The organism is Gordonia sp. NPDC003376 (assembly GCF_053589235.1).
In genome coordinates this window covers 35799-49610 of record NZ_JBSFRM010000012.1, presented here as the reverse complement: position 1 = coordinate 49610, position 13812 = coordinate 35799, and the positions used below count along the sequence as shown (strand labels likewise).

Below are 13812 nucleotides of genomic sequence, written 5' to 3'. Positions count from 1 at the left end.
GTCCGGGCGCCGGCCCGGCGCGAACCGGAAGGAGGACCATGACATGACCGATCGAACACCGCCCGTCGCGTACTCGGTGGCGCATGGCGTGGCCACCATACTGTTGAACCGACCCGATCACCTCAATGCCTTCACCGACGAGATGGAGGCCGCGCTCATCGACGCATTCGACCGCTCCGACACCGACGACGACGTGCGGGCGGTCGTGCTCACCGGTGCCGGGCGAGCGTTCTGCGCCGGAATGGATCTGGTCGCCGGCGACGATCCGCGTCTGGCATTTCACGACTGGCGACGCAGCGACACCGCACCGGCGGGCACCCAGTACGAGGTCGACGGCGAGGACCTTCCGGTGCGTCGCGACGGCGGCGGCCGGGTGTCGCTGCGGATCTTCGCCTCGCTCAAACCGGCGATCTCGGCGATCAACGGTCATGCTGTCGGCGTAGGAGCGACCATGACCCTACCCACCGACATCCGAATCGCCTCGGATACAGCGAAGTTCGCATTCCCTTTCACTCGTCGGGCGTTCGTGCCGGAATCCTGCTCGTCGTGGTTCCTGCCGCGAGTGGTGGCGCCACAGCAGGCGCTGGAATGGATGTTGACCGGTCGCACCTTCGATGCCGGCGAGGCACTGGCGGGCGGGCTGCTGCGCAGTATCCACCCCGCCGACGAGGTTCTCGACGTCGCGCTGGCGCTGGCCGCCGAGATCGCCGACAACACCGCACCGGTGTCGACGAGTCTGGCCCGAAAGATGCTGTGGCAGATGATGACCGCACCGCACCCCATGGCGGCTCACCAGATCGAGACAGCGGCACTGAACGCACGCGGCGTGAGTGCCGACGCCGCCGAGGGGATCGACGCCTTCCTCCACAAGCGGGCACCCCGCTTCACCGACACGGTCTCCGCCGACACCCCGGATGTGTTCGGGCAGTGGCCCGAGCCGCAGTTCACGCCACCGAACGGAGCCCGATGACTGGCCCCACCCCCTACCTGCACATGTCTCCCGCAGCCGGTGAGCTGCCCGATGTCGACAAGAACGATCCGCGTGGCCTCACCCGGTTCGGCCGACGACATGAGCCGACTATGTTCGCAGACATGTCCAGTCACGCAGACATGTCCGGTCACCCCGACGGCACGACGGTAACCGTGCGCCGCATCGACCAGATCACGATCGCCGAACTCGACCGGCCCGACGCGATGAACACCCTCGACGTGCGTCTGGTCGCCGATCTGCATCGGGTGCTCGACGAGGTCGATGCCGATCCGGAGTGCCGGGTGGTCATCCTCACCGGGGCCGGGCGCGCCTTCTGCGCCGGACTCGACCTCACCGGCTACGGCGACGACGATTTCGTCGCCGAGCGGGGGCCGATGGTCTCGACGTTCGAACGCCAGCAGGACATCGCCGGCCTGGCACAGCGTCTGCACACGCTGCGTCAGCCGGTCATCGCCGCGGTCAACGGCGCCGCCGCCGGTGGCGGTCTCGCCTTGGTGTGCGCGAGCGACATTCGCATCGGCTCCACCGACAGCGTATACGCCGTCGGCTTCTTGCGAGCCGGGTTCTCGGCCTGCGACATCGGGCTGTCGTGGTTCCTGCCGCGGCTGCTCGGTGTGGGGCGGGCACACGAACTCATGCTCACCGGACGCAAGTTCGACGCCGCGCAGGCACACGACTACGGGTTGCTGGTCGACGTCACCGAACCCGCGGAGCTGCTGCCGGCTGCCCTCGAGATCGCGCGATCGATCATCGCGAGTCCGCCGCTGTCGGTGGAGATGACCAAGACGGGCATGTGGGCCGCGGTGGAATCGACCTCACTGAACGCCACGGTCGAGTTCGAGAACCGGCAGCAGATGGTCACCGCGATGACCGAGGATCGTGCGGAGGCGACCGCGGCGTTCCTGGAGAAACGGGCTCCGCACTACCGTCGACGATGATCTCGGCGCGTTCAGGGGCCGCTCCCGCTCCAGCCGGTCACCGCCTCGACGCGAAAGACCAGGACCGCGGCGAACGGCTGGTCGGCGTACTGGGGATATCGGCGTGCCAGTGCTGCGCCGAGGGCATCGGCGCGAGAGTGGTCGGGTCCGGCCCAACGCAGTTCGGCCCGCACCCACCACAACCGCGACCAGTCGAGGGCGTCCCACTGCTCGACGAGCAGGGTCGCCCGCGGATCGGCCTCCAGGTTGCGTTCCCGCTGGAGCCGGATCGACGACTTGGGTTTGACCCGGTCGACAGGGATACCCAGATACTCGTCGTCCAGGGCATAGACCACCGGGACCGCGTCCACCCCGCGCCGGGGATGTACCGTCGCCAGGACCGCATGGTCATGAGCGTCGAGCCGCTGCCTCGCCTGTGTCTGCGAGAGCTTCATCGCCCCTCGCCGGGGGCATCTGCCGCGCGCGGTGACGGTGTGACCATGTCGGCAGCGGTCCGGATCGGCCACACGGCGGTTCCGGGGAACGCGCTCGACCGAGTCGAATCGAGAACAGGCGTCATCGGGGCTCCCTGGGGTGCATCTGGACAAGTATGACGGTGTCCGACGCCGATGCCCGGCAGTTCCGATCACACCTGCCGCCGGCCGACTGTCACCCGATGGCCGGACCCGACGCACACCGCACGGCGGTCTGGCCGCCCAGCACGCGCGGGGTTCTCGCCTCAATCGGTGGCAGCACGCACCAGGTCGTCGCCGGAGCGCAACCAGCCCCATACCGCTGCGCAACCGATCAGCGACCCGAACCACCGCTCGGAGTACGCGTTCGCCGACCGCAGGGCGCGGGCGAGCGATGGGATGTGCAGTCGTACCCGGTCGCCGTCGACTCCACCTAGACCGGAATGAGCCAGTGCCACAGCAGCATCCGACGGTTCGATACCGTCGGAGAGGCCGATGCGGGTGTAGTCGTGGGGTTCGGTGACGCGGGCCGTCCCCGATTCGATGACGACGATCATGCGTGTGCTCGATTCGTTCCGAAGGTCCGGCGGTGATAGGTGAGCGGTTCGACGGTGTCGTGGGCGACGTCGGCAACCTCGCCGAAGACCACGGTGTGATCACCGCCGGACACGAAATCTGCTGCGACACAGGCGACCCAGCCGGTGATTCCGTCGAGGGCGGGCAGTCCCGCGCGGGCCCGCCACGGCACCTCGGCGAACTTGTCGTCGCCCTTGCGGGCGAAGTTCAGGGCCAGTGCCGACTGCGCGGAGCCCAGCACGTTGACCCCGAAACGGCCGTGATCGCGGATCAGGCGCAACACGTCCGAGCCGTGGTCCAACGCGACCGCCACCATCGGCGGCCCCACCGACAACGACATGAATGCGCTGACGGTGGTGCCGTGCGGCCGGTCGCCGTCGAAGGTGGTGATGACGGCGACCGGGGCACACACGTTGGACATCGCCTCACGGAATGCGGTGGCGAGGGTATCCGGTTGTGTGAGAGGAGAACTCATCGTGTCAGGCCTTTGCGGAGACTTCCTGCTGGTATTTGCGCGTCATGTGGTCGACGGCCTCCAGCTGCTTCTTGGCATGACCTTCACGCACGGCACGTGCCGCGGCCGCCGCATCCAGGGTCGGCTGCGCCTGCTCCTGGAAGTGCGGGAACACCTCATCGGCGAACAGTTGCGCCGAGCGCTTGGTGTCCTCGGGGTTGGCCCAGTCGTGGCCCATCTGCAGCATGCAGCCGAAGCCACCGGACTGATCCCACAGCCGTTGCACCTGCGCACGGGCCTGCTCGGGGGTGCCGATCACGCCGACGCCGGAGGTGTTGATGAAGTCGATCATCTCGTCGAGCCTGCTTCCCGACACCGCCATCTGCGGGAAGGCGGCGACGTGCTGGAAGTAGTCGAACCACTCCTCGATGCCGTAGGCGACCTGCTTGCGGGCCTGCTCCTCGGTCTCGGCGAGGTGGAACGGTCCGGCCAGCCGCCACTGCGACCGGTCGACGGTGGCGCCGTTGGCCGCGGCCCGCTCCTCCATCACGTTCCAGTGCAAGGCCAGGGCGTCGAAGCCGTCCGCCGACAGCGTCGCGCCCAGCGAGATCAGGCCCAGACCGTACTTGCCGGCCAGACGCGGACCGGTCGGCGAGGCGACCGCGGCGAGCGCGATCTCCACCCCGCCCGGCGAGTACGGCGCGAGTTGCAGCTTGGCGTCGAACAGTTCGTGGGTGCGGGTCTTGGCGCTGACCGTCTCCCCGCGCAGCAGCTTGACGACGATGTCGAGGTTGTCGCTGAGCAGTTCGCGGGTCTCGGTGGGATCGAGGCCGATCATCGCCGAGTCGGTGGGCAGTGATCCGGGACCGATACCGAAGATGGTGCGGCCGCGGGTGAGGTGGTCGAGCTGCATGATGCGGTCGGCCGCCCACAGCGGGTTGTGGTACGAGAGCGAGGTGACGCCGGTGCCGAAGTGAATCCGCGGGGCACGCTGGGCGGCGGCGGCGATCATGATCTCCGGCGAGGCGATGATCTCGCTGCCCGCGGAGTGGTGCTCGCCGTACCAGACCTCGTCGTAGCCGAGGCGATCCAGGAGTTCGGCCATCTCGAGGTCCCGCTCGAGGGCTGCGGTGGGGTTGCGGCCGGGAACGTGGAAGGGGGCCATGAAGTAGCCGAAGCGAAGCCTGCTCATCTGTATTTCTCCTGGTCATCGGTGATCGGGCGGATTCCACGACACTAGAACCCCTGTGACCGATGCCACAGTGCACCAAAGTGGACAGTTTCCCGACGCCCCGCGACTGCAACGTCGACGAACCCTTGCGCGCGCGGGGTCCGTTGAGTTCTATGGAACGAACACCATGATCCAGATCACAGTCGGTGAGCACCGGCGGTGACGACAGGAGGGAGGCGGCCGATGACACCGGCGACCGCCGAACCGCTGCCCGGCGTCGAGTACGAGCGCATCTTCGCCGTCCTCGACCAGTGCGCGCAGGCCCGTGACCTCCCGCGGTTCAAGCATCTGCTGATGGACGCGCTGCACACGAACTACGGCTTTCCCAACACCACGTTCCTGGCCGGCCAGACCTTCCGGCACGCCTTCGCCGACCCGGACCCGGTGGTGACCGGCCGGATCACCCCGATCCTCGACGAGTACCACTCCGGGTGGTACCGCACGGACATGTTCTCCGCGCCGGAATCGTTTGCCGCACTGAGCACTTCACGGGCCATCACGCACACGCAGTTGCGCAGCCTGCCGTCGACCGCGGTCGAGTACATGGATCGGTTCCTGTACCGGCGCAAACTGCACAGTGCCGCGGTGATGCATCTGGGGCTGGCCGACGACGCGCATGCGCTGGTCGGGATCTTCGACTCGGCCGGCCACGAGGTCCCACCGCAGCAACTCCGCGCGCTGGGGCTGCTCGCCGGGCAGCTGTCGACGTTCGCCAAGACCCTGCCCGGCGGTCCCCGACCCTCCTGGCGGGAGCGGTTGTCGCCCCGTCAGCAGGAGCTCGCCGAGCTGCTCGCCGACGGCCTGACCAACGAGGAGATCGCCGCCGCGCTGCGCATCGAGGTGGACTCGGTGAAGAAGTACGTGAGTCGCATCTTCACCGTCACCCGCGTCCGCAACCGGGTGGAGTTGGCGAAACTCGTCTACACCGAACGCCTCGCACAGTAGGACCGGCCCGGATCGGCGGGCAGTCCTCAGGGCAGCAGACCGGAGCGCCGTGCGATCACGACCGCCTCGAGCCGACCGCCGGCGCCGAGTTTGCGCAGCACGTCCTTCATGTAGCCCTTCGCGGTGTGCACCCCGATCCCGAGACTCTCCGCGATCCGCGCGTTGGTGTATCCCAGCGCGGCCAGAGCCAGCACATCCTGTTCGCGGCGGGTCAGCTCCACCGTGACATCGGTGGCCGCAGTGTCGTCGTCGAGCAGTGTCTGGGTGATCTGTGCGATCTGGGCGGCCAGCGCGTCGTCGTCGACCGACCGCGCGAGATCACGTAGCCGGGCATACGCCTCGGTCAGGCGGATGCGCAGCGAATCGGCGTCGGCGTCGGCGGTGGACGCCGCGATACTCGCCCGCGAGGCGACGATCCGCTGCTCGAGCGCTCGGGATTCCACGGCCAGGGCGTCGAGGGCGCGGTCGCCGATCGGGTCGTCGGTGTGCACGGCCAGATACAGCACCGCGATCGGTGTGCGGTCGACGACGACGGGTGCCGCGGCCATCGCCCGGAGACCTTCGGCGGCGATCACCGAGTTGTACCGGTGCGTGATCCGCGGGGTGCGCAGGTAGTCGTCGACGACCATCGGCCGGTTGAGCGTCACCACCTTGCCGCCGAGGCCGTGGCCGAGTTCCACCGCGACCCCGTCGAGGGCACCGACCGTCGGTCCGACGAAGCGGTTGAGCCGCACACCTCGGCCGTTCTGAACCATCCCGGCAAAGGCGAGCGAGACACCGCTGGAGCGTTGCACCCGGCGCAGGGCGTCGGTGATCGGCGCGGCCAGGGATTCGGTCATCGCCCGCTCCTTCCTGTTCCCCGCCATTCTCCCCGTCGCACGCCGCCCCCTCTTTGGGGGGTGCCACAGGTCACACCGCGGGTCCAGAATGGTCGACGAATGTGATTCAGCTTACTCATGAGACATAGGTGAGACCATGACACAGACCGCTCCCGCCCAGCACGGCGCCGATGCCGACGTCCAGGCGTGGCTCGAGATCTTCGGAAGTCCCGACGCCAACGCGGCGACGCTGCTCGTCGACCGTCATGATCCCGACAGCGTCGCCTTCGTGACGATCGGTGTCGAGGGCGACGAGTTGGTCGCCACCAATGTCACCTACGGCGAGCTCGCCGCCCAGTCGCGGCGGCTGGCCACCGCCCTGGCCGGACTCGGCGTGGGACGCGGCTCCCGGGTGGGTGTGCTGATGGGCAAGCGCACCGAACTGGTGGTCACCCTGCTGGCGCTGGCACGCCTCGGCGCGGTGTACATCCCTCTGTTCACCGCGTTCGCCACCCCGGCCATCGAGATGCGGTTGCGCGGCGGCGACGCCACCGTCGTGGTGACCGAGCCCAGCCAGGCCGCCAAGCTCGACCCGATCGACGGACTCACCACAATCGTCGCCGGCGAGCAGTTCGATTCGCTTGTGGCACAGAGCGACCCGATCGAAGAGTCGGTGGCCGTCGGCGGCGACGGCGCCTTGATCCTGCTGTTCACCAGCGGGACCACCGGCGCCCCGAAGGGTGTGCCTGTGCCGGTCAGGGCACTGGCGTCGTTCGTCACCTACATGCGCTACGGCCTCGACGTCTCCGCCGACGACGTGTTCTGGAACGCCGCCGACCCGGGCTGGGCGTACGGGCTGTACTACGGCATCCTCGGGCCGCTGGCGATCGGCCGCCCCAACATCCTGCTGCAGGCGGGCTTCACCCCGGAGACCACCGCCAAGGTGCTCGCCGAGTTGGGTGTCACCAACTTCGCCGCCGCCCCCACCGTGTACCGGTCGCTGAGCAAGAGCAGCGCAGTCGACGGATTCGGGCTGCGGCATGCGTCGTCGGCGGGCGAACCGCTGACCCCGGACGTGATCGACTGGGCCAAGCAGGCATTGGGCACCGAGGTGCGCGACCACTACGGTCAGACCGAGCACGGCATGTTCATCAACAACCACTGGGCCGACGAGGTGCGCCGACCGCTGATCCCCAGCTCCATGGGGCAGCCGATGCCGGGCTTCGCGGCCGGGATCGTCGACGGTCAGATCGCGATCGACGTGCCGGCCAGCCCGTTGATGTGGTTCACCGGGTATCTCGATGCGCCGGAGAAGACGGCAGCCCGCTTCACCGAGGACGGGCGTTGGTACCTGACCGGCGACACCGGCCGCGTCGACGACGAGGGCAACTTCTACTTCTCCGCCCGCGACGACGACGTGATCATCATGGCCGGTTACCGGATCGGGCCGTTCGACGTGGAGAGCGTATTGATCACGCACCCGTCGGTGGTGGACGTGGCCGTGGTCGGCCGGCCCGACGAGCTGCGCGGCGAGGTCCTCGAGGCGTTCGTGGTGGTCGCCGACGGCGTGGTCGGCGACGACGCCCTCGAGGCCGAACTGCAGCAGCTGGTCAAGACGGGATTCGCCGCGCATGCCTACCCGCGCACGGTGCACTTCGTCGATTCCCTGCCGAAGACCCCGAGCGGCAAGATCCAGCGATTCATCCTGCGTCGGCAGTAGTCCCGGGGCGGTCACCACCGAACGGCGCCGGCCGACCGAGTGTGGTCGACCGGCGCCGACGGGTGTCGACCGCCGGGTCAGCGGCCGCGCAGTGCGGTCAGGCTGACACTCGGGTCGGCGGGCACACCGGTGACGGTCACCCGCACCGCACTGTTCGGGGTGCGCGCGGCCCAGTCGGCATAGCGGTCGAGGCCACGACCGATCGATTCGCCGTCGTCGGCGCGGTATCCCGGCAGCACACCGTCGACGAGGCCGGCGACATTCGCATTGCCGACGGCTGCGGCCTCGCCGCGATCGAGGGTCACCGATCCCCCACCCGGCGCCGGTGCCACGGTGAACGCCTGCGCGGCCGGCGCCGCGACGAGTCCGGCGACGCCCAGGCCCAGCGTGGCTGCGCCGATCATCACAATGCGTCGAATGTTCATCAGATTCCCCCTGGGTGAGTGTTACCGCCGGCCCATACCGAGCGGCATATGCACAGTAGCAACTTTTTCATTCATTGTCGCGAACCTGAGTCGTCGGTGTTCGACGGACGATTGCGGACCGAATCTGTCCTCATCGATTCTTAGTCTGGGTGCACAGTCACCGAGGAAAGGGAATCCACATGGCCGGCACCTACACCCACGTCACCCTCCCGACCGATGTCACCGGCGAGAAGGCCGACCTGCTGACGCTGCTCACCGACCAGCGGGCGATGTTCCTGATCACCGTCCGCGGCCTCGATGACGAGCAGGCGCGGCGGCGCAGCACGGTCAGTGAGCTCACTCTGGGTGGCCTGGTCAAGCATGTGGCCCAGGTGCAGGCGGACAATGCGACGATCATCGTCGAGCGCGACGAGAACGCGGTCTTCGACCCCTCCCGGATGGGGGGTGCCTACGAGTTGCTCGACGGCGAGACCCTGGCCGACTGGGTCACCGCCTTCGAGAAGTCGTCCGAGGAGTTCGACAAGGTGATCCTCGAGGTGGGCAGCCTCGACGAGTTGATCCCCCAGGCGACCGCGCCCTGGCAGCCCGAGCGCGAGTGGTGGTCGGTACGGAAGATGGCGCTGCACCTGCTGCGCGAGATCGCCCACCACAGTGGACATGCCGATATCATCCGGGAGGCGCTCGACGGGCAGACGACGATGTTGGCCCTGCGCGCCGGATAGTTCCCGGTTCTCGGCTGACGCTCCGGGACGCGTGGCGAGAGTTTGCCATGGTAGATCGTGGTGGTCGCGGTGTTCGTTACCCCGGTGTCGTCCGTTCGGGTGGATTTCTCTGTTGGACGGCTGAATTCGTGGCCCGTGCTTGATCGCGCATGACGACGCTCCCGATACTTGGGGCTCGGGAAGACCCGCCGATCAGCCGCAGGAGCCGAGATCCCCATGTCCTATAACCCACCCGGGCCGCCGTCCTACCCGCCGCCGTCCGTGCCGTTCGGCGCGCTGCCCCCGGAGCACCAGCCCCGCAACCGGCGGAACCTGACGCTGATCCTCGCCGCGATCGTCGCGGTGCTGGCGCTGGTGTTCGCATCGGTGGTGGTGATCGTGCTGAAGACCAAGAAGGACGGCTTCGACCTGCCGTTCCTCTCGCTCACCTCGGCCGACGCAGCGGGCGACAATCCGTTCACCCCCAGTGCATCGCTGTCGAACAAGCCGCTGGACAACGGTCTGCGGCTGAGCTCGCAGACCGGCGCCCCCCATCAGGGCACCCGCGTGGTCAGCGGCACCACCGCCGGTCTCTACGCCGGGGGCGCCAACACGTGTGACACCGCGGCGCTCGGCAACTACCTGGCCAACAATCCCTCGCAGGCGCGGGCCTGGGCCAGTGTGTTCGGGATCAGCACCGGTGCCATCCCCTACTACCTGGACACTCTCACCCCGGTGGTGCTGACCGCCGACACCTGGGTCACCAACTACTCGTATCAGGGTGGTTCGGCGCAGGCGTACCAGGACGTGTTGCAGGCCGGGACCGCGGTCCTCGTCGACGGCGCGGGTGTCCCGCGCGTGCGGTGCGCGTGCGGCAATCCGTTGGCGCCGCCGTCGGCTGCACCGGTCGGCGGGTTCCGCACCCGTGGGCAGCCGTGGCCCGGCTACCAGGTCAACTACATCACCCGGGTCGCCTACAACACACAGAACGTGACCGTCGTGAACAACACGACGACCGTCATCAACCAGGCGCCGGCGCAGGCCCCCGCCACCCAGACGTCGTTGACCCTGGTCAACCTCGACACCCGCCAGCTGTTCGAGCGGACCGTCGGCGGACTCCTCGACCTCAGCGGCCAACCACCGCTCACCGAGGCGCTGCCGACCCCGGCCGCACTCAACGTGCCACTTCAGGTCGACGACGAGGCCGAGGCACAGACCAACGGTCTGGCGCGGGTTGGGTCGCCCGAGGTGGCCCCGCAGGTGGAGCAGGAGGCCGAGGCCCGCAACAATGTGCCCCTCGCCGAGAGTGAGGACCCGGCCGACTCGTCGGATCCGTCCGCCTCGGCCGGCGGTGCCCCCGCCGGCGCCGGCAACCCGGTCAGCTCCGATGCTTCCGGCCCGTCCTCCGGCAGTACGTCCGCGAGCAGCTCCTCGTCGGCACAGGCGTCGCCGACGGTGTTCTCCGGGAGCGGTGATTCGATCGGCAGCTTCAGCTTCACGAGTGGCTCGAGTTCGGTGACCTGCCGCGCACCGTCCGAGGAGAGCACCGGGACGGTGCCGCTGACCTGTAGCGACGGTTCATCCCGTTCGGTGTCGCAGAGTTCGCTCTCGCAGTCCGCGGTCAGCTCCTACACCGGTGCCGACGGCGTGTGGAAGCTGTCGCTCACCGAGGGCAGCAGTTCGACGACGGTCGAGGTCACCTCCGCCACCTGGCAGACACTGGCCACGACCACCACGTCGACCACCACCACCGAGACGACGGTGGCGACCACCACTCCGGAGACCACCACGACGACGGAGACCACCACCCAGGAGACGACCACCGAGACCACCACGGAGGAAACGACTCTCGACACCACAACCACCACCACGACGCCGGAATCCTGATCGCCGGTAGGTGAGACAAGGCGGGTGCCCACAGAAGTGGGCACCCGCCTTGTCATCTGATGGGCATAGCCCGGTCGGCGTTCGCCACGTCGCCACTGGTCGAGCACGCATCCTTGAAAAGGGAAGCCGACCAACGATGGTAGAGCCGAGACCGACCCCCAACGATGGTTGAGCCGAGACCGACCCCCAACGATGGTAGAGCCAAGACCAACCCCCAACGATGGTAGAGCCAAGACCAACCCCCAACGATGGTAGAGCCGAGACCGAGCCCCAACGATGGTTGAGCCGGGACCGAGCCCGAAGGGCGAGGACCCGAGTCGAAACCTCCCAAACCACAACATAATCCGCAACAACAACCCCCGACACCACCACTCACACCCCGCCGCGCACGACCCGCCGAACGTCCATCTCCTCATCCAGGACAACGAGATCCGCTGCATATCCCGGTAACAGGTCGCCTACTCCCCGTAACCCCAACGCACGCGCCGGTGTTCGCGCACACATCTCGACCGCGGCGGCGAGCGCCATGTCGTCCACCCCACCACCGAGGCCCAATCCGACTACCGCACGACGAAATACGTCACCCATCGTCGTGGTACTCCCGGCGATCACGTGGGAGCCGCGGGCGCGTGCCACCCCACCCGACACCTCGACGTCCACTGTCCCGAGCCGATACGTGCCGTCAGCCATCCCCGCCGCCGACATCGCATCGGTCACGAGCGCAACCCGTTCCGCTCCGACGGCCCGCACCACATGCGCCACCACCTCGGGGTGCAGATGCACCCCGTCGACGACGAGTTCCACCGTCACACGGTCGTCGTCGAGCAATGCCAACACCGGCCCCGGTGCGCGGTGATGGAGTGGCGGCATCGCATTGAACAGGTGTGTCGCCACTGTCGCGCCGGCGCCGATCGCCGCGACCGTCTGCTCATGGGTCGCGTCGGTGTGGCCCACACCGACCACCACCCCGGCTGCCACCAAGCGGGCGATCGCCACGAGCGCGCCGTCGAGTTCGGGTGCGAGAGTGACCATCCGGATCGCCCCTGCACCGGCGTCGAGCAGTTCGTCCACCGCGCTCGCGGACGGCGGGGCGAGCGCTTCCGGATCGTGTGCGCCGCACCGGCCGGCTGCCAGCCACGGCCCTTCCAGATGGATACCCGCGACGGCCTCGTCGACGATGTAGGGTCGCAACACCCGAATCTGCTCGACGAGCGTGGGAATCGGCGCACTCACCAAACTCGCGACCAGCGTCGTCGTGCCCCGGGCGAGATGGAAGTCGGCCACCCGCTGTGGGTTGTCCGTGAACGAGGCACCACCGCCCCCATGCACATGCATGTCGACGAATCCGGGAACCACGGTGTGCCTTGGGTAGTCGTGGTCGGCCGGAGTCGGCGGCACACCCGCGCCCACGTGCCCGATACGGCCGTCGACGATCGTGAACCAGCCGGGCCGTAGCACCTCACCGCCGCTGACCACACACGCCGCCGACACCGTGACCGGCCTGGCCATCGTCATGCTCCGGGCCGGTCGAGGATCGTCCGCCCCAGCCGCACCGCGCCATGCACTGGATCGGCGTCGAGGACCCGCACATCGCGGATGCCTGCGACGGCGAGCCGCTCACGCAGACGGCGCTGCAGCATCTCCTGATGGACGACTTGCCCTCCGCCACACACCACGGGACCGTCGATGTCGAGGATCTGCGCGACGCGGATGACCAGCCCGGCCAGCGCAGCGGCGGACCTGTCGATGATGTCGGTACAGCGTGGCTCACCGGCCGCGGCCTGCTCGAACACCAAGTGCGCGCGCTGCGCCCAGAAACGTGGCGTCCGGGTGTAGAAGGCGTCGAGGAAGTCGACCACGGAACCGAGCTCGCATTCGGTCAGCAGCAGATCGGCCAGTTCGGATTCCCCGCGACCGGCATCGTGATCGGCGAGCGCGAGCCGAATGGCCTCCCGCGCCACCCAATAGCCGCTGCCCTCGTCACCGAGGAGATGTCCCCAGCCACCAGCCCGTCCGGTTGCCAGACCGCTGCGTCCCCAGGCCACCGCACCGGTCCCCGAGATCAGCGCGATCCCGTCATCGAGGTCGGCGGCACCGAGGATCAGTTGGGTGTCGTTGACCACCCAGATCTGTGCGGTGGTGAACCGTTCGGTCAGCAGACGTTCCAGCCGCCCCGCCGCCGACGGTGCATCGATCCCCGCCGAACCCGCCACCACCACGTCCACCCCGCCGGCCCCGCCCATCGCGGCGATGGCCCGGTCGAGTTGTTTGCCGGCTTCACCGTCGCCCATGGACGAGATGTTCGCGCTCCCCACGATCACCTCGGAGACGACGCTCGACGCCGACGCGCGCATCGCATGCGTCTTGGACCCGCCGATATCGAGGGCGACGATCGTCCCCCCGACGCTGGATTCAGTCACGCCGTCCATCCCACCATCCACAAGTTGCCTCCTTGTGCTGCCGAACACACTCGTCTGCAGTTACGATGCTCACACTTACGGGGAGCACCAGGGGGAAAAGGTGACCGATTTCTTGTCGTTGCCGGGCAACACGGTGCCCATGGACCACGAGGTCGGGCCACTCGGCCCCGGCGACACCGTGCCTCTCGACAACAACGCAGACGACGGCGGAGTTGTCCGGTCCACGTCGCCGGAGTGGAGATGGCGAGCCGGTG

The 13812-nt window shown here is 68.2% G+C and carries 14 protein-coding genes; 6 read left to right on the top strand and 8 right to left on the bottom strand.

Annotated features, from left to right (window positions below):
- Window positions 1-43 precede the first annotated feature (43 nt).
- Together ACWDUA_RS14125 and ACWDUA_RS14120 are read left to right on the top strand one after the other, a co-directional pair.
- Window positions 44-970, top strand: a complete 927-nt coding sequence (locus ACWDUA_RS14125; protein ID WP_449751634.1) for an enoyl-CoA hydratase-related protein — start codon at window positions 44-46, stop codon at window positions 968-970.
- 122 nt (window positions 971-1092) lie between these two features.
- Window positions 1093-1929 carry an enoyl-CoA hydratase/isomerase family protein gene (locus tag ACWDUA_RS14120; protein ID WP_449751633.1) on the top strand — a complete coding sequence of 279 codons (837 nt, stop codon included), beginning with the start codon at window positions 1093-1095 and terminating at the stop codon, window positions 1927-1929.
- Window positions 1930-1940: 11 nt separating this feature from the next.
- On the opposite strand, the gene ACWDUA_RS14115 is transcribed toward ACWDUA_RS14120, so the two are convergent.
- From ACWDUA_RS14115 to ACWDUA_RS14100, 4 genes are all read right to left on the bottom strand, one after another.
- Window positions 1941-2363: a pyridoxamine 5'-phosphate oxidase family protein gene (locus tag ACWDUA_RS14115; RefSeq protein ID WP_449751632.1), complete on the bottom strand. Its 423-nt coding sequence runs from the start codon at window positions 2361-2363 to the stop codon at window positions 1941-1943.
- A gap of 284 nt (window positions 2364-2647) precedes the next feature.
- The gene (locus tag ACWDUA_RS14110) at window positions 2648-2938 is read right to left on the bottom strand and encodes a hypothetical protein (protein ID WP_449751631.1); all 291 of its coding nucleotides are present in this window, start codon (window positions 2936-2938) and stop codon (window positions 2648-2650) included.
- Complete coding sequence (locus tag ACWDUA_RS14105) at window positions 2935-3432, bottom strand: flavin reductase family protein (protein ID WP_449751630.1); 498 nt, start codon at window positions 3430-3432, stop codon at window positions 2935-2937. Before ACWDUA_RS14105 ends, ACWDUA_RS14110 begins: the two co-directional genes overlap by 4 nt.
- 4 nt (window positions 3433-3436) lie before the next feature.
- The gene (locus ACWDUA_RS14100; protein WP_449751629.1) at window positions 3437-4603 is read right to left on the bottom strand and encodes an LLM class flavin-dependent oxidoreductase; all 1167 of its coding nucleotides are present in this window, start codon (window positions 4601-4603) and stop codon (window positions 3437-3439) included.
- Window positions 4604-4825: 222 nt separating this feature from the next.
- Between ACWDUA_RS14100 and ACWDUA_RS14095 the strand changes: the two genes are divergently transcribed.
- Window positions 4826-5587 (top strand): response regulator transcription factor, encoded by a 762-nt coding sequence (locus ACWDUA_RS14095; RefSeq protein ID WP_449751628.1) that lies wholly within the window; start codon window positions 4826-4828, stop codon window positions 5585-5587.
- Between the two features lie 26 nt (window positions 5588-5613).
- Here the strand turns inward: ACWDUA_RS14095 and ACWDUA_RS14090 are convergent, their stop codons facing one another.
- Complete coding sequence (locus ACWDUA_RS14090) at window positions 5614-6426, bottom strand: LuxR C-terminal-related transcriptional regulator (RefSeq protein WP_449751627.1); 813 nt, start codon at window positions 6424-6426, stop codon at window positions 5614-5616.
- A 136-nt stretch (window positions 6427-6562) separates the two neighbouring features.
- Here ACWDUA_RS14090 and ACWDUA_RS14085 point away from each other — a divergent pair, with 136 nt between their 5' ends.
- A complete protein-coding gene (locus tag ACWDUA_RS14085) occupies window positions 6563-8125 on the top strand; it encodes an AMP-binding protein (RefSeq protein WP_449751626.1) in 1563 nt (520 codons plus the stop codon).
- Window positions 8126-8202: 77 nt separating this feature from the next.
- Here the strand turns inward: ACWDUA_RS14085 and ACWDUA_RS14080 are convergent, their stop codons facing one another.
- Complete coding sequence (locus tag ACWDUA_RS14080) at window positions 8203-8550, bottom strand: hypothetical protein (protein ID WP_449751625.1); 348 nt, start codon at window positions 8548-8550, stop codon at window positions 8203-8205.
- A 179-nt stretch (window positions 8551-8729) separates the two neighbouring features.
- On the opposite strand from ACWDUA_RS14080, the gene ACWDUA_RS14075 reads away from it, so the two are divergent.
- Window positions 8730-9272 (top strand): DinB family protein, encoded by a 543-nt coding sequence (locus ACWDUA_RS14075; protein WP_449751624.1) that lies wholly within the window; start codon window positions 8730-8732, stop codon window positions 9270-9272.
- 216 nt (window positions 9273-9488) lie between these two features.
- Complete coding sequence (locus ACWDUA_RS14070) at window positions 9489-11138, top strand: DUF6777 domain-containing protein (protein WP_449751623.1); 1650 nt, start codon at window positions 9489-9491, stop codon at window positions 11136-11138.
- Window positions 11139-11510: 372 nt separating this feature from the next.
- Here the strand turns inward: ACWDUA_RS14070 and nagA are convergent, their stop codons facing one another.
- Complete coding sequence (gene nagA, locus ACWDUA_RS14065) at window positions 11511-12647, bottom strand: N-acetylglucosamine-6-phosphate deacetylase (RefSeq protein ID WP_449751622.1); 1137 nt, start codon at window positions 12645-12647, stop codon at window positions 11511-11513.
- Window positions 12648-12649: 2 nt separating this feature from the next.
- Window positions 12650-13558: an N-acetylglucosamine kinase gene (locus ACWDUA_RS14060; protein WP_449751621.1), complete on the bottom strand. Its 909-nt coding sequence runs from the start codon at window positions 13556-13558 to the stop codon at window positions 12650-12652.
- Between the last annotated feature and the right edge of the window lie 254 nt (window positions 13559-13812).